The sequence below is a fragment of the Endoryza foliicola genome, assembly GCF_050589245.1.
Lineage (GTDB): Bacteria > Bacteroidota > Bacteroidia > Chitinophagales > Chitinophagaceae > Endoryza > Endoryza foliicola.
On the sequence record NZ_JBOBEW010000006.1, the window covers coordinates 25,345 to 45,909 of the forward strand.

The window sequence follows — 20,565 nt, forward strand, 5'->3', positions numbered from 1 at the left end:
TATCTTGCATTCATGATTGATTTAGAACAGATTTTGGATTATTTAGACCCCATCAATCGTTATGAAATTTCCAATGATGAGGGGTACCGAGACGGTCAATTAGGTCAGGTTTTGCCCATGTACGAAGAGGAATTTCCGGATTTAACGGAAGTGGACATTGTAATTGTAGGCTGCCCCGAAACCAGGGGGAGTTGGCAACTGTTCAGCGAATTGAACCCGGCCAACGAAATTCGTCATCAATTTTATGCAGCGTATTATTGGCATCAAGACATTAAGATTGCCGACATCGGCAATGTGAAAAGAGGGGCCGGCCTTCTCGACACCCATTTTGCGCTTAAAGAAGTGCTCACTGCCTTGTATGATGCGGGTAAAACAGTCATTGTTTTGGGTGGTTCTCATGATCTAACCCTCTCGCAATACAAGGTTTTTGTAGACAGGAAGAATATTATTGAAGCCGTATGCGTGGATGCATTGATAGATCTCAACTTGGAATCTTCGAATAAGAGCGAGCAGTTTTTAATGGAAATGCTCACCGGAGAACCGAATTATATTCGTCACTACAATCATATCGGTTTTCAAAGTTACTATGTGCATCCAAGAATGTTGGAAACCATGGATAAGTTGCGCTTCGATTGTTACCGCGTTGGTACAGTAAAAGAACGAATTGAAGAAATGGAACCGGTGATTCGAAGTTGTTCCCTGATGAGTTTTGATATTTCTGCTTTCGCAAATTCCTTCTCTCCCGCTTCTAGGGTATCTCCGAACGGATTTAATGGGGAAGAAGCTTGCACACTGATGCAATATGCAGGCATGAGTATGGAAATGAAATCGGTTGGCGTCTATGGATATATTCCGGAGCACGATAAAGATCAACTGTCGGCTAAACAAATAGCCCACATGTTGTGGTATTTTATTGATGGAAGAAGCAGGGCACTCAGAGAAGCGCCTTTAACAAAGAGAGATTCTTTCAGAGAATTTCAAATTGCTTTTGGTGAGATCGATGCATTGTTTCTTCAGAGTAAGAAAACAGGAAGATGGTGGATGCAATTACCGGATGAAAAATTCATACCTTGTTCGTATACCGATTACCTTACGGCCAGCAACAATGAAATTCCGGAACGCTGGTTCCGAGCTCAGGAGCGATCGGCCTAATAAAGATGGAATACATGAAAAATAGATGGCTTCTCCTATTAAGTGCCGTAGCGCTTTTTAGTTCTTGTTCGGTGCAACGATCTTTTCAGAAAAAGGCCAACGCTACTATTTTAGCAGATAGTAGTTTGAAGCACGCTCATATTGGATTGGCTGTTTACGATCCCGAAGCCGGCTCCTATTTATATCAATACAATAGCGATAAATATTTCATTCCTGCTTCGAATATTAAAATTGTTACTTGCTTCACGGCAATGCAATTGTTAAAAGACAGTATTCCCGGAATTCAATACCGTTCAGGATCCGATGGATTAACCCTCATTCCAACCGGTGATCCTAGTTTTTTACATCCCGATTTTAAGAACCAACCGGTTATTGATTTCTTAAAGCGACAACCCCAGCAGTTGAAAATTGTTTCCAATAGTTTTAAAACCACTCCATTTGGAATGGGCTGGAGTTGGGACGATTACAATGAAGACTATCAGCCCGAGCGTTCGGCCTTGCCTGTTTACGGAAATGTGGTTACCTGGGTTCAAGAGCGCGATACAGCCGATAGTACTGCGGGTCCTACTATTTATTCAATTCCTGAAGTAAACTGGAAATTGAAGTTCAAACCCGATCTTACCACTAAAAAGTTTTACGTTGAGCGAGCCAAAGACGCCAATGTTTTTAATGTAACAGAGGGGAAAGAACCGAAGGCGTCGCAGCAGGTGCCTTTTGTAACCAATCAATTGGAAGCCGCACTCGAACTTTTAAAAGATACGGTTACTACTGAATTCAATTTAGTGGAAACCGATTCAATGGTGAAAGCTACCGGTACAGTATATTCGCAGCCACTCGATTCACTTTTGAAGCCGATGATGCACAGAAGCGATAATTTTTTCGCCGAGCAGTTATTGCTAATGGCTTCACAACAAAAGCTGGGTTATTTCTCAGAATCGGAGATCATCGACTACGTATTGAAGAACAATCTTAAGATATTGCCACAAAGGCCACGTTGGGTAGATGGAAGTGGATTGAGTAGGTACAATTTGTTTACTCCGCAAGACTTTGTAACCATTCTTTCTCAAATGAAAAAGGAGTACGATGTGAAGCGCTTGCAGGCGATTTTCCCTGGAGCCGGACAAGGAACGCTGTCCGGATTGTATAAAAATGCCGCAGGATCGGTGTATGCGAAAACGGGCACCTTAAGCGGTGTGGTTGCACTCAGCGGGTTCGTGACAACATCAAAAGGTAAAACCTTGATCTTTTCTTTCCTGGTTAACAATCATAGAACTTCAGCATCTGCGGTAAGAAAGCAATTCGAAAACTTTCTCAGCGAGATTATCGCTAAAAATTAAAGGGTTTTATCAATTGATACCTGCTTCTTAAGTTCTTCTGGTTCCGCAGCCAACCAAAGGTTGAGTCGAAGGACACCGCGATTCAAAAGACAAAAGTAAAGCGCCGCGTTACCGCTGCGATCGCTGCGACGCCGCGGTGAAAAAACGCTTTGCGACTTCTTCCCGAACTCCTATGTTTGAGGTGAATATTTTTTGACCACGGATTCGCACAAATTATGACAGATTTACACAGATTAGGGGCTGAGTATTCTGTTATACACTTCGAATAACGGGCTCTAATCTGTGGTATCTATATTTAAAATCTGTGTTATCTGTGGTTTCAAAAACCCTTCGCGACATCTCCGCGCGTTGAATGTATTCACCTTAAATCATAGATTATCAACCCATTAATCTCAAACAATTAGGTCTCATTTTCAGAAAAACCTATTTTATTCAATTATCCCACTCTCTACATTCAGCTAATAACCACCCAATTAACTTTTTTTTAAGCAAAACCCAACGATTTTACGCAGTTTGGCCGTATACATTTGTTGTTAATCAGCCGTTCGTTTTCTATTTTAAGGACGGTTATCGAAGGCAACCTTCCAAAGCTGGAGAGTAGCCTTAGATAGAAAAGCGAAGCTAATTGACGCGGTCAGCCGAAGATATCGACTTAGTCACCGGTTGTATCAACAACAGCCGACAGGCCCAGGAATTACTGTACAAGCAGTATTACGGGGTCATGGTATCTCTATGCTTACGCTATACCCGTAATGAAGAAGATGCCATTGAAGTGCTGCACAATGGGTTTTTGAAAGTTTTCAAGAACATACATACTTACGATGCCGCTAAAGCAACCCTGTATACCTGGATTCGCAAAATCATGGTTAATACAGCTATCGACTTTATTCGCGCAAAAAGTAAGTTCACCGTAGTGGAATTGGAGAAAGCAGAAGAACCCAATATTGAAGCGGATGCGGTGCAACGACTGTCGACAAGAGAATTATTACAATTAGTGCGACAATTAAGCCCTGCCACCCAAACCGTTTTCAATCTATATGTCGTAGAAGGATACAACCACCGGGAAATCGCAACCATGGTAGGTATCAGCGAGGGAACGAGTAAGTGGCATTTGAGCGAAGCAAGAAAGCAGTTACAAAAATTACTAAATAAGGTAGCACCCATTAAGTGACACCAGAACAACAACCATACGAAAAGCACCTATCCGAACAACTGAACAATCTGAGCTCCCCGGCTTCGGTTCAAAAGCATTGGGAACAGATGAAACAGCTGCTCGATAATGAAATGCCTGTTTCGCCAAAATCGCCTTTTAAATGGTGGTGGTTTGGTGGAGTTGCTGTATTGCTCATTGGTGTTGGGTTGTATTTTGGTCTTAGTAACAACTCGCAGCCTTCTTTGGCAAAACTAACCGATAAAAAAACGCAAGAGTCAATACCTCTAAGTTCATCAGATGGCAATGCTTCTGCTTCAACGAAAGAATTAGAGCGCAGTAACAATACCTCTGTCTACAAATCAAATACTGATACCAAACGCGATGCTGTCTCGCCTAATGGTTTAAATGATGTGGAACCTAATGCGTCTAAAGAAAACAAGGATCTAAAGTTGTTGGATAAAAAAACACCGACCACTGAAAGCGCCATCGTTTCTTCCGACAAAGCGGTTTTGGAAAATGAGAAATTGGTGAGTGTTGAGTCAAAGTCAGCGGTGGCCAAAGAGGACAAACTCGCTAAAAACAAATTTGAAAGTAAAAATAGTCTTGGGTATTCTAAAACTTCCGCTAAAAAAACTACTGAGAAAAGCTTCCGCTCGAGAACAACTGATGTAGTGAATTCTAATTCTAAAACTGTTGAGGATGTTATTGAGCCAAGTTCTATTGGTCCGGTTGCTGCAACCATTTCTGATGTGATGAGAGCTGAAACCATGGTGAATGGAAACGCAAGTCCAAAGTTGATTCCCAACTATACCATACCTAATTTAGCTGCTACTGCATTATTCAAGCCTCGCTCACGTTTCAAATATGAAACTGACAAAACCAAAAGTCTGCGCAATAGAGTGGTAGGTACGGGCGATCATAAAAAGTATGCATTCGGTATTTCGATTCCTCTAATAATGCCGATCTCTGATCAACGCGCCTTATCCTTGAATTTTAATGCCGGACAAAATAAGATTGGCGATTATCTTCCCTCTGTATACGGTCAGTATCATTTGAACGATAAGTCATTTCTACAAGCAGAGATTCAAGTTCTCTCTCCACAATACATTGCGCCAACTTTGGTAAATGTTAAGAGAGTTGAAACCGGTACTGCACAAGCGTCTACTTTACGTTGGATACACACTTACACCAACGCCCAAAAACTGTATTATTTCAACTTGCCCATTTCAGCTTATTATAGTCCGTTTAAGAATTTTTATTTGGGTGCAGGTATTCAATTCTCTCAAATGATGCGAGGAGTAGCTTCTGTAGAGACGCGCTCTACCAATCCTTTGAGTTCGATGAGTGGCGATTCTTTGGTGAGCTTCAAATACGTTTCTTTTGGCAACGATTCTATTGGTTCAAAACTCAATAGAACCGATGCACGCGTATTGATAGATGCCAATTATTATTGGAATAAATTCTCGTTCGGACTTCGCTACAATCAAAGCTTTAATAATTACGCAAACCTTCAACCCGGTTCGAATTATCCCTATACAATTGCAAGAAATAAGACCTTGTATTTCTATTTGAGATACAACTTGTTTGAGACCTACTATACAAAAAAGAAGAAGTAAATTATTGCCCGAACATTTTCTCCAAATAACTTCCATTGTATTCAATAAAAGTAGGTTGGCCGGAGGCGGTAGTGCCCGGTTGCGAACAGTTGAATAAATCATCCACCAATTGCTGCATTTCTTTTTGACTTAAACTCTTGCCCGCTCTAATTGCGTGTTGGCGGGAAAGGTGACGCATGATTTGCTCGCGTTTCGAAACTTTTAATTCGTTAGCGAAATGCTTGTATTGTTCTAGCAATTGTTCAATGATGTGCTTCTCGTTGCCTTGCTCCAGATCGGCGGGGGTTCCTTGAATTACAAAACTGTTGTTGCCAAATGGTTCGATCAAGTATCCCAATTCTTGCAAAGGCTCTGTTAGCTCAGTCATTAATGCAACATCTGCCGGAGCCAGGTCAATGCTTACCGGAAACAAACTTCTTTGTGATGGGAGGCGACTTTGTTGATTGGCTGCTGCAAATTTTTCGTACAGCACTCGCTCATGGGCCAATCCTTGATGAATGAGAATGAAACCGGATGCCGTACTGGCGATAATATAGCGTTGATGTAACTGAAGGTGTGCAATAGGAGTACTTGCTTTTGGTTGAAAACTGGCATGGTCGAATTGCCCGATTGTAACACTCGACTCATCGGCCACCGGTTTGCGCAATTGGTCCATCAAGCTTTCAAATCGCTCCTCTTTCTTTTCAAAGCCGGGCATATTACTCTTGCCGGGATTCACCACATGCGCCTGAAAGCGTTGAGTGAACGATTGAAAGAGAGAAGAATTGGTGGCAGCAGACTGTTCGTTTTCGGTAAAAGGTTTGTTCACCGCATCCAATTGCTGGATGGTAGGATCTAAATCAAATTCAAGACTAGGTGCTACACTGAACTGCGCCAAAGCATGCTTCACCGCAGCCTGTACAAAGGCATAAACAATTTTCTCGTCTTCAAATTTGATCTCTTGTTTTGTAGGATGCACATTAATATCTACCTGTGCGGGATCAAGATCTATGAACAACACGTATAATGGAAATCCATCAGACGGAATGAGATCCTGAAATGCTTGCATTACAGCATGGTGTAAATAACCACTTCTGATAAAGCGATTGTTTACAAAGAAGTATTGATCGCCTCTGGTTTTTTTGGCTGTTTCAGGTTTTCCTACAAAACCATAAATGTTTAGGTAATCAGTATGTTCTTGAACAGATACGAGTTTCGAATTGTAATTCGTGCCTAATAACTGTACGATCCGTTGTTTGAGGGTTCCTTTTTCTAAATAAAAAACCTGTTGACCGTTACTAGTAAGCGTAAATTGAATTTCAGGAAACGACATGCTTACTCGAATGAATTCATCGATGATGTGTCGCATTTCTGCAGCATTGCTTTTCAAGAAATTCCTTCTGGCGGGCACATTGAAGAACAGGTTTTTCATGGCGATGCTGGTGCCATTTCCTAAAGCAGCCGGTTCTTGTTTAATAACCGTACTGTTTTCAACTTCTATATAGGTTCCAAGTTCGTCTTCGGCTCTCTTGGTTTTCAATTCTACCTGAGCCACCGCAGCAATGGAAGCCAATGCTTCTCCTCGAAAACCCATTGTTCTGATTTGAAACAGGTCTTCAATTTTGGCAATTTTAGAGGTAGCATGACGCTCAAAACACATGCGAGCGTCTGTTTCATTCATTCCCTTTCCATTGTCAATTACTTGAATCAACGCTTTCCCTGCATCATTAATGATGAGGCGAATTTCCGTTGCACCGGCATCCACTGCATTTTCAAGCAATTCTTTCACAGCACTGGCAGGACGTTGTATCACCTCGCCGGCGGCTATTTGATTCGCAATGTGATCGGGTAATAATTGAATGGTATCGGCCAATTTGTTGTAATTTGAATGCTAATTAGTTATCGCCAATTTCGAAGCCGGGGCCTCCGGGCGAAGAGGGCAAATTTACATTGAATAATCGTAAGACTCACCCTATCATGAAGAAGTATGCGGTCCTTTTTTTAGGTTTTTGTTGTTTCCTACAAAGTTCTTTTGCTCAAACGAATGCACAGCGTTGGGCCGACAGTGTTTTCAAAACCCTGAGCCTCGATGAACAAATAGCACAACTCTTTATTGTGAGGTCTTCTGCGCCACCTTTACCCGGTTCGTTTTCTGCTACTTTCCTTGATAGTCAAGTAGTTGAGGCCATTCAAAAGTATAAAGTAGGAGGAATTTGCCTTTTTCAGGGCGGACCTCAACAACAGGCCCAACGCATCAACCGCTTTCAGGCCATGAGCAAAGTGCCATTATTGGTGACCATTGACGCAGAATGGGGGCTAGGAATGAGAATGGACAGTGTAATGAGTTTGCCCCGCCCCTTGATGTTGGGAGCCACTTCAGATGCTAGCCTGGCTTTTAAATATGGAGCTTTGATTGGTGCGCAGTGCAAAAGAATCGGCATTCAAGTGAATTACGGACCCGTTTTCGATTTGAATAACAATCCTGCGAATCCGGTTATCAATGACCGTTCTTTTGGAGAAGATAAATACAAAGTTAGTGCTTGGGCCATTCAATACATGAAAGGACAGCAATCGATGGGTATTATGACGGTTGCCAAACATTTTCCCGGACATGGAGATGTTGCCGTAGACTCTCACCTAGATCTTCCGTTAATAAATAAAAGCAAAGCGCAACTCGATTCTTTTGAGTTGTTCCCCTTCAAAGCGGCAATTGATGCTGGTATTGATGGCGTAATGACGGCTCATTTATCAGTGCCTGCTATTGATAGTGGTGCTAATAGACCTACTTCCATTTCTTACAATACCATCACAAAACTATTGAGAAATGAAATGGGATTCAAGGGACTTACTTTCACAGATGCCTTGGAAATGAAGGGCATCACCAAATACTATCCCGGTGGCGAAATTTCATTACAATCTATTTTAGCAGGCAACGATCTGTTGTGTTTGCCTGCTGATATCCCAGAAAGCATTAAGCTCATCAAAAAAGCCCTCAAAAAAAAGCAGCTCGACAAAGTAGAGTTTGAAGAACGCGTTAAAAGGGTTTTGATGGCCAAATACAAATATGGATTGGCGGAATGGAAACCGGTAGAACTGTATCATTTAACTGAAGACCTGAATAAAGATGTTCCGCAGCTCGCAAAAGAGATTGCATTGCAGGCCATCACGCTTTTAAAAACCGAAAAATACGGCCCTTTTCCTCTTACAAAAGGAAAAAAAATCGCTTATTTGGCGGTGGGGACCACTCAAGACAATGAGATCACGAAACAAGTTAGAAAGGACTTTGATGCGCAAGTGTTTTATTTCGACTATGCGAGAGGGGTAGATAAAGCGCAAGCACTCGCTAGTTATTTGAAGCAATCTTATGATGTAGTTGTTGTGGGCATTCATGGCTATGCACGAAAACCCATGAATCAATTTGGGATCAGTGCCGCTGCAGATACTTTGATTCAATTGGTTCAGCAACAAAACAAGACCATTACACTGGCGTTTGGAAATCCATATTTATTGAAAAAGTATACCAATACAGCCAGCTTATTGGCTTGCTTTGAAGATGATCCTTATACTCAAGGGGTGGCTGCCGATATTTTGTACGGACGAGTGATGGCGCATGGAACCCTGCCTGTTTCAATCAGTGATGATTTTAAATTAGGCGCGGGTATATTGAACCACAAAGCGCTTCCGGTTGCACCATTGACGGCTGTTGGTATTGACCCGGCCAAGTTTGCAAGGGTTGATTCAATTGTAAACGATGCGATACGAAAGCAAGCCATCCCCGGAGCAGTAGTACTAGTAGCTAAAGACGGGAAGGTGGTGTACGATAAAGGCTATGGTTATTTAACCTACGATAGCACCGAAGCCGTGTATCCTGAAACGATCTACGACTTGGCCTCTGTAACAAAAATAATGGCCACTACGGTTTCCATTATGAAGTTTTACGATGAGGGTAAAGTAGACATACAGAAAACTTTGGGCGATTATTTGTCGTGGACAAAAGGCACCAATAAAGCTCCGCTGAAATTGTGGGATATTTTATTGCATCAGGCAGGTTTGAACCCTTTCATTCCTTTTTACCGAGAAACAGTAGATACGAACTTAGGAAGCATTCCTTTATCGAAGTACTATTCTTATCGGAAAGATTCTATTCATTCTATTCGCGTTGCAGAGAATATGTACATGCGTGCCGATTGGGTAGATACTATGTACAACAGAATTCTCACAAGTGCACTTACTCCGGCAGGTAAGTATGTTTACAGCGACAATGATTTTATCTTCTTAGGAAAAGTGGTAGAAGCTGTTAGCGGAATGCCTTTGGAAGAATATGTAAAGAAAACATTTTATGATCCGCTTGATATGGCGAGTACGGGCTTCAAGCCAAGAGAGCGTTTTCCGTTGAATGCCATTGCTCCTACTGAAGAAGAGTTGGGCTTCCGTCAACAATTGATTCATGGCGATGTGCACGATCCGGGCGCCGCAATGTTTGGTGGGGTGGCGGGTCATGCCGGTTTGTTCAGCAATGCTTATGATTTAGCTATTTTAGCTGAAGTGCTTCAAAACAAGGGCAAATGGAATGGTGTGCAATATTTCAAACCTGAAACAGTGGAGTTATTTACTTCGTATAAAAATGATAGTAGACGCGGATTGGGATTCGACAAGCCGGAAAAGGACAATGCTACTCGTAAAGAACCTTATCCGGCGCTGAATGCTTCACCCGCAACATTTGGTCATACCGGATTTACCGGAACCTGCATTTGGATTGATCCTGTTTCTCATCTTACATTCATCATGTTAAGCAACCGTGTTCATAACAACGGCGATGCCAATCGCTTCTTAAAAATGAATGTGCGCCCTAAAGTGTTGGATGCGATTTATGAAGCGATGAAGTAGGTGTTAGGTGGTTAGGTGTTTAGGCTTTGGGTTGTTAGGCTTTAGGTTGTTGGGCTTTAGGTTGTTAGGCTTTAGGCTTTAGCCCTCTTGCTAGAACTTAAGATTTCTTGAATGAACATATTTTAAAACTACAAAGTCATTGGGAGTTGCCAAGTAATTACCATTTGGCCTGAATTCTAATGCCTAATTTGCCAAAAACTAGTACCCGACACAAATGGCCCAAAGCCTAACCACCTAATAACCTAACGCCTAACAGCCTAAATACCTAAAGCCTATAGCCTAAAGCGTAAAATCCAACTCTCAAACAAATTCCTTAAATTCATCACTACTAACGTATTTTTGCCATATAAACGGACCCCCTCATGACTCGTAAGCAAGAAGTCCTCAGTGACGTGGTTATCAAGTTCGCAGGTGATAGTGGTGATGGAATGCAATTGACCGGTTCTCAGTTCACCAACAGTACTGCATTATTAGGTATTGATTTAGCTACTTTCCCCGATTTCCCGGCCGAAATTCGCGCGCCTCAAGGTACTTTACCGGGTGTGAGCGGTTTCCAATTGCACTTCTCGAGTGAACGTGTGTTTACTCCGGGCGATGAGTGTGATGTGTTGGTGGCAATGAATGCTGCTGCGTTGAAAACGAACCTTAAGACTCTTAAAAAGGGTGGGAAAATTATTGCGAATACCGACGGATTTGATGCCAAGAACCTTCGTTTGGCCAACTACCCCGATGGAGTGAATCCATTGGAAGATGGTAGTTTATCGAACTACGAAGTAGTTAGAATGGATGTTACGAAAATGACTCGTGAAGCCTTGAAAGAGGTGACCATGGGTATGAAGGAAAAGGACCGTGCAAAAAACATGTTCGTTCTAGGGTTTCTTTACTGGATGTACAATCGCAGTTTAGAAATGACTGAAAAATTCTTGACCGATAAATTCGGAAAGAAGCCTGAAATATTGGACAGTAACCTGAAAGCCTTGAAAGCAGGATACTATTATGGAGAAACAACTGAAACATTTACAACTACCTATAAAGTAGAAAGAGCGAAAATGGAACCCGGTACTTATAGAAGTATCATGGGGAACCAAGCGCTTGCATATGGCTTGATTGCAGCCAGCCAAAAATCAGGATTGCCGCTGTTCTTGGGTTCTTACCCAATTACTCCCGCTTCTGATATCTTGCATGAATTGAGTCGCCACAAATCATTTGGTGTTCGTACATTCCAAGCAGAAGATGAAATTGCTGCCGTAACTGCTTCCATTGGTGCTTCTTATGGTGGATCACTTGGAATTACTACCACTTCGGGTCCCGGCGTTGCATTGAAAGCAGAAGCAATGGGTTTGGCTGTGATGTTGGAGATTCCTTTGGTGGTGGTGAACATTCAAAGAGGGGGACCTAGTACCGGTTTGCCAACCAAAACGGAACAAAGCGATTTGCTTCAAGCCTATTATGGTAGAAATGGGGAATGCCCGATGCCCATTATTGCATCCTCTACTCCGAGCGATTGTTTTGATGTAGCGTTCGAAGCCTGCCGAATTTCGGTTCAACACATGACACCCATTATGTTGTTGAGTGACGGTTACATCGCCAATGGTGCGGAGCCTTGGAAATTTCCAAAGAGTGATGATTTACCTGAATTAAAAGTGAAGTTCAAGGATGGTTTAGCTGAAGGCGAAGATAAATTCCTTCCTTATAAAAGAGATGAGAAATTGGTACGTCCTTGGGCTATCCCCGGGACACCCGGTTTGGAACACCGTATTGGTGGTATCGAAAAACAAGACGTTACCGGTAACGTGAACTACGAGCCTGAAAACCACCAACACATGGTGTTTACTCGTCAGGCAAAAGTAGATCGTATTGCAGATTACATTCCTGAGCAGAAATTAGACAGCGGTCCTGAGTCGGGCAAACTGTTGGTTCTTGGTTGGGGTAGTACCTACGGTGCGATAAAAAGTGCAGTGGCCGAATTGCAAGCCCAGGGCCATGCGGTGAGTCATGCACACATTCGTTACATCCGTCCATTCCCTAAAAATCTGGGCGATTTGATGAAGAAGTTCGATCAAGTGTTGATTCCTGAAATCAACAATGGTCAGCTCATCAAAATCATTCGTGATCAATATTTGATCGACGCCAAGCCTTATAACAAGATCATGGGTGTGCCCATCACCAAATCTGAAATGGTGATGAAGATCAAACAAATGTTGGGTCTTTCTTAATCAAAATCTTTTTCTATTAACGACATACAGGATGCTTAGCCGAATTCCGGCGAAGGCATCCTTGTGCTCGGGATTGCCTCTTTTCTCCGTTGAAAGCACACGAATACCGTCTCTTCTTCTGTTGCTAAGTTGTGCGGCAATGGCAGCTTTCTTGCTATCGAAATAACGATGGAACAGGTCATCTTGAATATAGGATCCACTTACATCATCTAAATAATCGGTGAATAGAAAGTAGTAGTTGAATGAAAGTTGGCATTGCCATTTGGGATGTAGATCTACTTGTAGAGATGTGGTGCCGATGACAACAGGCTGCGTTAATGAATACGGTGCTTTGCCATTATCATACAAGAAACCTTGACCTTCTGTTGAATACGAGTGCAATGAATGCCATTCATTCTCGAAATAGGCTTTGGGATTGAATTTAAGGCAGCCTACACCCATTCCAATTTGCCAATCAATGGCATTGTTCTTCCAGATTTTAAGCCATTCGTTTGGTGAAAAGGTTGCATTTAAAAATACGAGTTGAGTTTCTGTTTGAAACGACAGATTTCGGTTATACCTCAACGCTGCTTTTTGCGGATTTACTAAGCTGTCGGCATCACTAAGCTTGCCCTTTTCATAACCAAACTCAAGTCTCCAATAGTAAGAAGGCTCATAAACCAATTGAATGCCGGTTGTTCCATGAATGGTTTTGGAATAGTTGATCCAACCGGTTTGTGCGTAGTCGGAGCTCAAGTCGGTTTCACTTTTTTGTAGTCCACCTGCTACTGCGATTTTAAAACGGGGTGTTGCGTCACTAAATTGATTGTTGTAGGAATAGTATTGTGCAAAACAGGATTGTACTCCAAATAATGTGAGCAAATAAAATAGGTTTTTCATGATGCTGCAAACTAGTGTGGGGGAGGGAGAGGAAAATGGGAAAAAACACGCGGTACAATGGGGAATTAATAAATAAGAATTAATAATTACTAATGGAACAGCCGGAATGTTGGAGGGAGGAGACGAGGATGAGAGGAGTGATGAAATTCAGGATGGAGGAGAAATAGAAAAGGAGGAGGGGCAGGAACAAGGGGAATACAGGAACGAGGATAAACCCTCTGTGCCACCGTGCCTCCGTGTTTTTGTATTCCCCCGCGCAGCGGCTCTGCGCCCTTAAGTAAACGACTCTTCGAAAATCAAGCTACCAAAAACTTAAAGCAATAACAGACACTTCAACCTCAGACCACCCACCTTTGCGTTACGGCTGTTCCCCCGCCTTCGGCGGAGAATACAATTTTAACGCAAAGTTTTTGAGGCATCGAGTGCAGCACCCTGTAGTTAGTTGGGCTGCGCCGGAAGGAGGCCTTCGGCCAGCGCAAAGCGCACCAAACGAGTTGATATCTTAAATTAGAACTCCTTGCATTGCCCTGTATTTCCCCCGCGCAGCGGCTTTGCGATCTTAAGTACGGAGTCTCTGAATCTCATACTGACCAAAACTTAAAGTACTCTCGGCCTCTTCGACCTAAGACCACCAACCTTTGCGTTACGGCTGTTCCCCCGCCTTCGGCGGAGAATACAATTTTAACGCAAAGTTTTTGAGGCATCGAGTGCAGCACCCTGTAGTTAGTTGGGCTGCGCCGGAAGGAGGCCTTCGGCCAGCGCAAAGCGCACCAAACGAGTTGATATCTTAAATTAGAACTCCTTGCATTGCCCTGTATTTCCCCCGCGCAGCGGCTTTGCGATCTTAAGTACGGAGTCTCTGAATCTCATACTGTCCAAAACTTAAAGTACTCTCGGCCTCTTCGACCTAAGACCACCAACCTTTGCGTTACGGCTGTTCCCCCGCCTTCGGCGGAGAATACAATTTTAACGCAAAGTTTTTGAGGCATCGAGTGCAGCACCCTGTAGTTAGTTGGGCTGCGCCGGAAGGAGGCCTTCGGCCAGCGCAAAGCGCACCAAACGAGTTGATATCTTAAATTAGAACTCCTTGCATTGCCCTGTATTTCCCCCGCGCAGCGGCTTTGCGCCCTTAAGTAAACGGCTCTTCGAAAATCAAGCTACCAAAAACTTAAAGCAATAACAGACACTTCAACCTCAGACCACCAACCTTTGCGTTACGGCTGTTCTCAACGGCTTACTTCTTTACCTTCTTCTGCTGTTTCTGGAAATACGCACATACTTCCTTGATCCCGCACTGCTCGCATTTTGGGGTTCTTGCCAAACAAGTGTAGCGACCATGAAGAATGAGCCAATGATGTGCTTTGTGCACCAGTTCAGGAGGGAAATACTTGATGAGTTGTTTTTCGGCAGCCAAGGGCGTAGTGGCTCTAACGGTGAGACCAACCCTGGCAGATACGCGGAATACATGGGTATCAACGGCCATATTGGGCTGTTGATCTATTACCGAAGTAATTACGTTGGCAGTTTTTCGACCCACACCCGGAAGTTCTACCAACTCATCTACTGTGAGTGGTACTTCACCGTTGAACTTTTCAAGCAATAGCTTTGCCATTCCGATCAAGTGCTTGGTCTTGTTGTTCGGATAGGAAATGCTTCGAATGTAGGGGAAGAGGGTATCAAAATCGGTAGCCGCCATAGCTTCAGGCGTTGGGAAACGCTCGAATATGGCCGGGGTAGTCATATTGACCCTCTTATCGGTACATTGCGCCGATAAAATTACCGCTACTAATAATTGAAAAGGATTATCATACAGCAGTTCCGTCTCCGCATCGGGGGCATGGTGCTGGAAATAATCGATGATGAATCGATACCGTTCTTGTCGCGTCATTTCGCAAAAATAAATCAGAGAAACCTAAGAAAGCGCGCTTGTTTATACATTCGCGACTGCGGTTTCACGAGCGTACCGAAGTACATTCATTACTGATTCCATGCGTGGTGAAACAAGATTTTGATCGAGAGAAGAAGCAGATGCTTTTAGAACTTCAAGCTTTTCGCGAAGCGTCCAATCTTCGTTCAATGCTCGTTCTATCAGCTCAGTTTGTTCCGGAGAAGTTTCTTGGTACATATAACGCACCAGCTCCTCAGGAGTAATGAGAGTAGTCATAAGAATCCATTTATGTCCTTTAATGTCCGAATGAGTCAAATTCGGGTGTCCGTCCAAATTAACAAACGACTAATTGTTATTCTTATTGCGTACTCAGAGGTTTTATTAGGTAAATATAAATAAAAAATTCAACAATATATTTATTGGTATGTAAATCAATTAGTTACAATAAATAAATCTTCGTTGTCTTTTTTCATTCTATATTTTTCGCGAGCATATTTTTCTAGAACAGCTGGGTTGTGTTGTAGTTGTTCCAACTCTGTTTTAGTGGTTTTGATGAGCTCGTTGTAGTGGTCGCGGCTGGCTTCGAGTGCTTTCAGCTCACGGCGGTGTTGCACATTGGTGAGAATGTCTCTATCGTCAAAAAACAATAGCCAAACGAGAAACACAACACCCGTTAACAGGTATTTGTTTTTCATCCAAGCCGGTATGTGTGACAATAGGTTCATACAAAAGAAAGAGGTTTGATCCTGCTTCTACAGCAAAAATCAAACCTCTGATTCAAATATTTGCTTATTTACCGAATTTAATTTTTCCACCGGGGTAGATAGCGTTCTTTCCCAGTTCTTCTTCAATGCGGAGCAACTGGTTGTACTTCGCCATACGGTCGGTACGGCTGGCACTTCCGGTTTTGATTTGACCACAATTCAATGCTACAGCCAAGTCTGCAATAGTAGTGTCTTCTGTTTCACCACTTCTGTGACTCATGATGGAAGTATAGCCACTGTTTTGAGCTAATTGAACGGCATTGATGGTTTCAGTTACCGTACCAATTTGGTTTACTTTGATCAAGATGCTGTTGGCGATTCCTTTATTGATACCTTCTCCCAAACGCTTCACATTGGTTACGAAAAGGTCGTCGCCTACTAGCTGACACTTGTCGCCAATAGCTTCTGTCAATTTCTTCCAACCATTCCAATCGTCTTCAGCCATACCATCTTCAATAGAGATGATAGGATATTTTTCTACCCAAGAAGCCCAATAAGCAACCATTTCATCGCTGCTGATTACTTTATCAGGATTGCTCTTGTAGAAGCGGTAGGTATTTGTTTTCTCATCATACATTTCGCTGCTGGCAGCATCCATTGCAATGGCAATTTGAGTTCCGGGTTTGTAACCGGCAGCTTCAATAGCCTGCAATACAATTTCCAACGCTTCTTCGTTGCTCTTGATTTCTGGAGCGAAACCACCTTCATCACCTACGTTGGTGCTGTATCCTTTTTTCTTCAATACAGATTTCAAGTGGTGGAAGGTTTCAACACCCCAACGCAATGCTTCTTGGAAAGAAGGGGCTCCAACCGGAACGATCATGAATTCCTGGAAGTCAATCTTGTTATCGGCGTGAACACCACCATTCAAGATGTTCATCAAAGGAATAGGAAGAACGGTTGCATTTACTCCACCCAAGTAGCGGTAGAGGGGTAAATCGCTTTCAATTGCAGCAGCTTTCGCTACAGCCATAGAAACAGCCAAGGTAGCATTTGCACCGAGGTTTCCTTTGTTCTCTGTTCCGTCGATTTGGATCAACAAATCGTCGATATATGCTTGAAGTGTAACGTCAATTCCGAGTAATTTGTCGGCAATCACATTGTTTACATTGTCAACGGCTTTCAAAACGCCTTTGCCCATATAAACAGATTTGTCGTTATCGCGCAATTCTACGGCTTCGTGTTTGCCGGTAGAAGCTCCTGATGGAACTGCTGCACGGCCAATAATGCCATTGTCTGTAATTACATCTACTTCAACCGTTGGGTTTCCACGGCTGTCTAATATTTGTCTCGCATGAACTTCAGCGATGTAGCTCATAATTTTGAGTGTTTAATGAAAGATTTAAGTTGTTTGCTTTTTCTGTGGTGCAAATGTATTGAAAGTTTTGATGTGGCGAAGCGTCAAATCCTTGCTAATAGGCAGTTTTAAACTAAAGTTTGTTAGTATTATAGTTGTTTAAACAGCCTTTTGATTTTCGCAAAATCAGCTCGCTATGCCCGTTCTCAATGAAATCCTTTAGTTCGCCCACTTTGGAATACCCTAAATCATAGTACAATTCAGCAGCTCTTAGATTAAAAGAAGAAACACATAGGAAAACATTTGGATATTTCTCGAAAATAAAATCTTCCACTTTTTCTATTAAGAGTTTTCCGATGCCTTTACTTCTTTTGTTTGCCGCAACTCCTATGGTTTGTAAGTATCCTTTCAATACTCCCGTCATTTTAACAATGGCAAAGCCTGCAAATTCCTTTCCCTCAAGCGCAATAAAAACTGTATTCTCAGGATCTTGTAATAATAGCAATCCCTGTTCAAAGTTTCGTTTGAGTGTGATCCAAGGTTCTGATGTTGCCATCAATTCTGCTGCTTTTATCAGCCATTGTTCATCTTTGCTTTGAATGATGGTTATCACTATTAGGAACTTGCTTTTTGCGTAAGACTGCGGAAGATGTCTTCCAAACTGCGATCTGCTTCTTGGCTCAAACTCACAATATTCAATTGCTGAGAAATGGCTGTTTCCATAATCGTTCTTCTGTCGGCATCAGCATTCGTAGTTGCGATGCTGAGGGCATATTCATCCAAGGCCTTCACATCTGCAAACATGGAGAAAACAGCAGGAGCTGTTGCTTCTTTAAATCGAACTACAATTCGATCTTCCCCTTTGCTGTCTTTTAAGAGATTACTCAAATTGCTGTCCGCAACGATGTTTCCTTTATTGATAATTATTACTCGATCGCAAATTGCTTCTACTTCTTGCAGAATGTGAGAAGAGAATAAGACCGTTTTATTCTCGCCTAATTGCTTGATCACTTCTCTAATTTCAATGATCTGGTTGGGGTCTAATCCGGTAGTGGGCTCGTCTAATATTAACACCTCGGGATCATGAATGAGCGCAGCTGCCAATCCAACCCTTTGTTTGTAGCCTTTTGAAAGCTGACCTATTTTTTTGGATGATTCCGGACTGAGCCCAACACGAGTAATGGCTTTTTCAACCGCCTCTTTTTTATTTGATAATTGGTGCACATCGGCAATGAAGCCAAGGTACTCGCGAACGTACATGTCGTAATACAGAGGATTTGATTCCGGTAAGTATCCAATTTTCTTTTTGGTTGCTAAAGGTTGTTCCAATACGTTGGTATCGCCTACTAGTACTGTACCGCTGTCGGGGTTTAAATACCCGGTAATGATTTTCATAGTGGTACTTTTTCCGGCACCGTTTGGTCCGAGAAAGCCAACAATGGCTCCTTTCGAAACAGAAAACGAAATATCATTTACGGCTTTTTGAGTGCCGTAGGTTTTAGTGAGATTGGAAATGGATATTGACATACTGCAAACTTACGTTATATGAATCATTTTTTTACGGCCATCGCTATCTTCGAATCGGCCGTTCCGTAGAAGAGTCTCCATGCATTTTTGTAATACACCAACCCTTCTGCAAAACAAACCCGATTCACCTGACCATTCACTTCGTACGGCTTTTCAGGTTTCATAAAATAGGTATCCATTCTACTCAGCACTTTGGTAGGATCTTTGGGATCTAGTAAAATTTGTGACGGAGCATAGGTGCCTTCTACTAAGCTGGAATCTCCTTTTGAAGGAACGTTTCTGCAGTTGTAGATAAGTAAAATTCCTTTATCTGTGATCATTGCAGGAGGTCCGGGTTCAACCAAATCGCTGTCAAATTTGCCTTTTCTTGGTCCAAATACAGTCAAGAGTTTTCCATCTTTTTCAACCGGCGACCAATGAATCAAGTCGTCTGAACTTGCAAGAAAAATATCGGTATCACCCCAATACATCCAATAACGGTCGTTTATTTTAGTGGCAATTATTTTGCCTTGATTCATCTTGCCAATAATGGCTCCCGATTTACTCCAATGATCAATGTATTTTTTATTGCTACTGTCGTTAAATACAGATCCAAACTTTTCCCAATGATACAGGTCCTTCGATTTTGCAACCAATAGTCGAGCGAGCTTTCCATCGTATGCCGTATAGGTCATTATATACGACCCATCCTCCGTTTCAATGATCCGAGGATCTTCGCAGCCACCTTCCCATTCCCATCTATAATTTTGATCTTTTTGAGGGTACAATACGGGTTCTTTATGCTTGGTGAAATGCTCACCGTCGAGGCTCCACGCAATTCCAATTCTTGAAGTGCCTGCAAATTTTCCGATCGTGTCTTCTGCTCTATACAAGAGAAAAAGAGTGTCGTTGCGAACAATGGCAGCCGGATTGAAAACATCTTTGTTTTCCCATGGAATCGATTTGTTAAGTATGGGACAAACAAAGGATCCATTTCCTTTTTCCAAAACCGGATTGAGAGTGTCGGCTTTTTCAAAAGGGATGAGAAATGAACTGTTTTGTTCGGCCGCAATTCCAGGTGTTTTCTCTTGAGGTTCTTTGCAGGAAAACAAAACAAAAAGGCTAATTGGCAAAAGATACTTATTCATGGCAATCAAAAATTGATTCGTAAATATCTGTCTTTTCAAAGTCAATTGACAGCCGTTGAAATAAAAAAGAGGGCCGAAGCCCTCCTGTTTTATTATAGATTATTGTATTCATAGATCTCATCATCCAAATGGTCGCCCGGCGCCACTTCTTTAATGGGTTTGATAATGCCATCGTGCAAGTCATAAACCCATCCATGAATATAAGGATAGTTTCTTTCCTTCCATGCTTTTTGGATAATAGAGGTTTTTGCTAGGTTCATTACTTGTTCTCCTACATTCAATTCAACCATTTTGTTCACTTTCAAGGTTTCGTCTTGAATGCTGTCAACTTCGTCTTTATGATAACGGTACACATCTTTAATGTTGCGAAGCCATTTGTTGATGATTCCCAAACTGTTTCTAGTTAGCGCAGCTTTTACACCGCCGCATCCGTAGTGACCGCATACAATGATATGTTTCACATGCAAGTAGTTTACGGCATATTCCAATACGCTCAATAAGTTGAGGTCGGTATGTACAACCATATTGGCGATATTTCTGTGAACGAAGATTTCTCCGGGTTGAGTTCCGGTAATCTCATTGGCAGGAACGCGACTGTCACTGCATCCAATCCAGAGGAACTCTGGCGATTGAATGTCTACTAAACGTGAAAAGTATTGTGGATCTGCATGAACCTTTTCAGCAGCCCATGCTTTGTTCTCGAGGAGTAATTTTTCGTATGCTTTCATAATTCAAAGTTAAGA

General features: G+C 42.4%; 16 protein-coding genes. 6 read left to right on the top strand and 10 right to left on the bottom strand.

Annotated elements, in window-relative coordinates:
• Window positions 1–12 precede the first annotated feature (12 nt).
• From ACQ2HE_RS14240 to ACQ2HE_RS14255, 4 genes are all read left to right on the top strand, one after another.
• Complete coding sequence (locus ACQ2HE_RS14240; protein WP_430900297.1) at window positions 13–1,152, top strand: arginase family protein; 1,140 nt, start codon at window positions 13–15, stop codon at window positions 1,150–1,152.
• Window positions 1,153–1,166: 14 nt separating this feature from the next.
• Window positions 1,167–2,489: a D-alanyl-D-alanine carboxypeptidase/D-alanyl-D-alanine endopeptidase gene (gene dacB / locus ACQ2HE_RS14245; protein ID WP_430900295.1), complete on the top strand. Its 1,323-nt coding sequence runs from the start codon at window positions 1,167–1,169 to the stop codon at window positions 2,487–2,489.
• 625 nt (window positions 2,490–3,114) lie between these two features.
• A complete protein-coding gene (locus ACQ2HE_RS14250; RefSeq protein WP_430900293.1) occupies window positions 3,115–3,660 on the top strand; it encodes an RNA polymerase sigma factor in 546 nt (181 codons plus the stop codon).
• Window positions 3,661–3,749: 89 nt separating this feature from the next.
• Window positions 3,750–5,258 carry a porin family protein gene (locus ACQ2HE_RS14255; protein WP_430900291.1) on the top strand — a complete coding sequence of 503 codons (1,509 nt, stop codon included), beginning with the start codon at window positions 3,750–3,752 and terminating at the stop codon, window positions 5,256–5,258.
• A 1-nt stretch (window position 5,259) separates the two neighbouring features.
• On the opposite strand, the gene mutL is transcribed toward ACQ2HE_RS14255, so the two are convergent.
• Window positions 5,260–7,110 (bottom strand): DNA mismatch repair endonuclease MutL, encoded by a 1,851-nt coding sequence (gene mutL / locus ACQ2HE_RS14260; protein ID WP_430900289.1) that lies wholly within the window; start codon window positions 7,108–7,110, stop codon window positions 5,260–5,262.
• Window positions 7,111–7,214: 104 nt separating this feature from the next.
• On the opposite strand from mutL, the gene ACQ2HE_RS14265 reads away from it, so the two are divergent.
• Both ACQ2HE_RS14265 and ACQ2HE_RS14270 read left to right on the top strand, forming a co-directional pair.
• A complete protein-coding gene (locus ACQ2HE_RS14265; protein WP_430900287.1) occupies window positions 7,215–10,124 on the top strand; it encodes a glycoside hydrolase family 3 N-terminal domain-containing protein in 2,910 nt (969 codons plus the stop codon).
• A 362-nt stretch (window positions 10,125–10,486) separates the two neighbouring features.
• Entirely contained in the window at window positions 10,487–12,340 is a 1,854-nt protein-coding gene (locus ACQ2HE_RS14270) for a 2-oxoacid:acceptor oxidoreductase subunit alpha (RefSeq protein ID WP_430900285.1), read from the top strand.
• Here ACQ2HE_RS14270 and ACQ2HE_RS14275 read toward each other — a convergent pair whose 3' ends face one another.
• The 9 genes from ACQ2HE_RS14275 to ACQ2HE_RS14315 form a co-directional block, all read right to left on the bottom strand.
• Window positions 12,341–13,219 carry a hypothetical protein gene (locus ACQ2HE_RS14275; RefSeq protein WP_430900283.1) on the bottom strand — a complete coding sequence of 293 codons (879 nt, stop codon included), beginning with the start codon at window positions 13,217–13,219 and terminating at the stop codon, window positions 12,341–12,343.
• 1,234 nt (window positions 13,220–14,453) lie between these two features.
• Window positions 14,454–15,107 (bottom strand): endonuclease III, encoded by a 654-nt coding sequence (gene nth / locus ACQ2HE_RS14280; RefSeq protein ID WP_430900281.1) that lies wholly within the window; start codon window positions 15,105–15,107, stop codon window positions 14,454–14,456.
• 42 nt (window positions 15,108–15,149) lie between these two features.
• Window positions 15,150–15,383: a hypothetical protein gene (locus ACQ2HE_RS14285; RefSeq protein ID WP_430900279.1), complete on the bottom strand. Its 234-nt coding sequence runs from the start codon at window positions 15,381–15,383 to the stop codon at window positions 15,150–15,152.
• 155 nt (window positions 15,384–15,538) lie between these two features.
• Window positions 15,539–15,832, bottom strand: coding sequence for an FtsB family cell division protein (locus ACQ2HE_RS14290; protein WP_430900277.1), 294 nt, complete (start codon window positions 15,830–15,832; stop codon window positions 15,539–15,541).
• Window positions 15,833–15,896: 64 nt separating this feature from the next.
• Window positions 15,897–17,189: a phosphopyruvate hydratase gene (gene eno / locus ACQ2HE_RS14295; RefSeq protein WP_430900275.1), complete on the bottom strand. Its 1,293-nt coding sequence runs from the start codon at window positions 17,187–17,189 to the stop codon at window positions 15,897–15,899.
• Between the two features lie 112 nt (window positions 17,190–17,301).
• Complete coding sequence (locus ACQ2HE_RS14300) at window positions 17,302–17,781, bottom strand: GNAT family N-acetyltransferase (protein WP_430900273.1); 480 nt, start codon at window positions 17,779–17,781, stop codon at window positions 17,302–17,304.
• A gap of 2 nt (window positions 17,782–17,783) precedes the next feature.
• Window positions 17,784–18,695 carry a gliding motility-associated ABC transporter ATP-binding subunit GldA gene (gldA, locus tag ACQ2HE_RS14305; protein ID WP_430900271.1) on the bottom strand — a complete coding sequence of 304 codons (912 nt, stop codon included), beginning with the start codon at window positions 18,693–18,695 and terminating at the stop codon, window positions 17,784–17,786.
• Between the two features lie 23 nt (window positions 18,696–18,718).
• Entirely contained in the window at window positions 18,719–19,822 is a 1,104-nt protein-coding gene (locus tag ACQ2HE_RS14310; protein ID WP_430900269.1) for a glycoside hydrolase family 130 protein, read from the bottom strand.
• 92 nt (window positions 19,823–19,914) lie between these two features.
• Window positions 19,915–20,550, bottom strand: a complete 636-nt coding sequence (locus tag ACQ2HE_RS14315; RefSeq protein ID WP_430900267.1) for a carbonic anhydrase — start codon at window positions 20,548–20,550, stop codon at window positions 19,915–19,917.
• Window positions 20,551–20,565 lie beyond the last annotated feature (15 nt).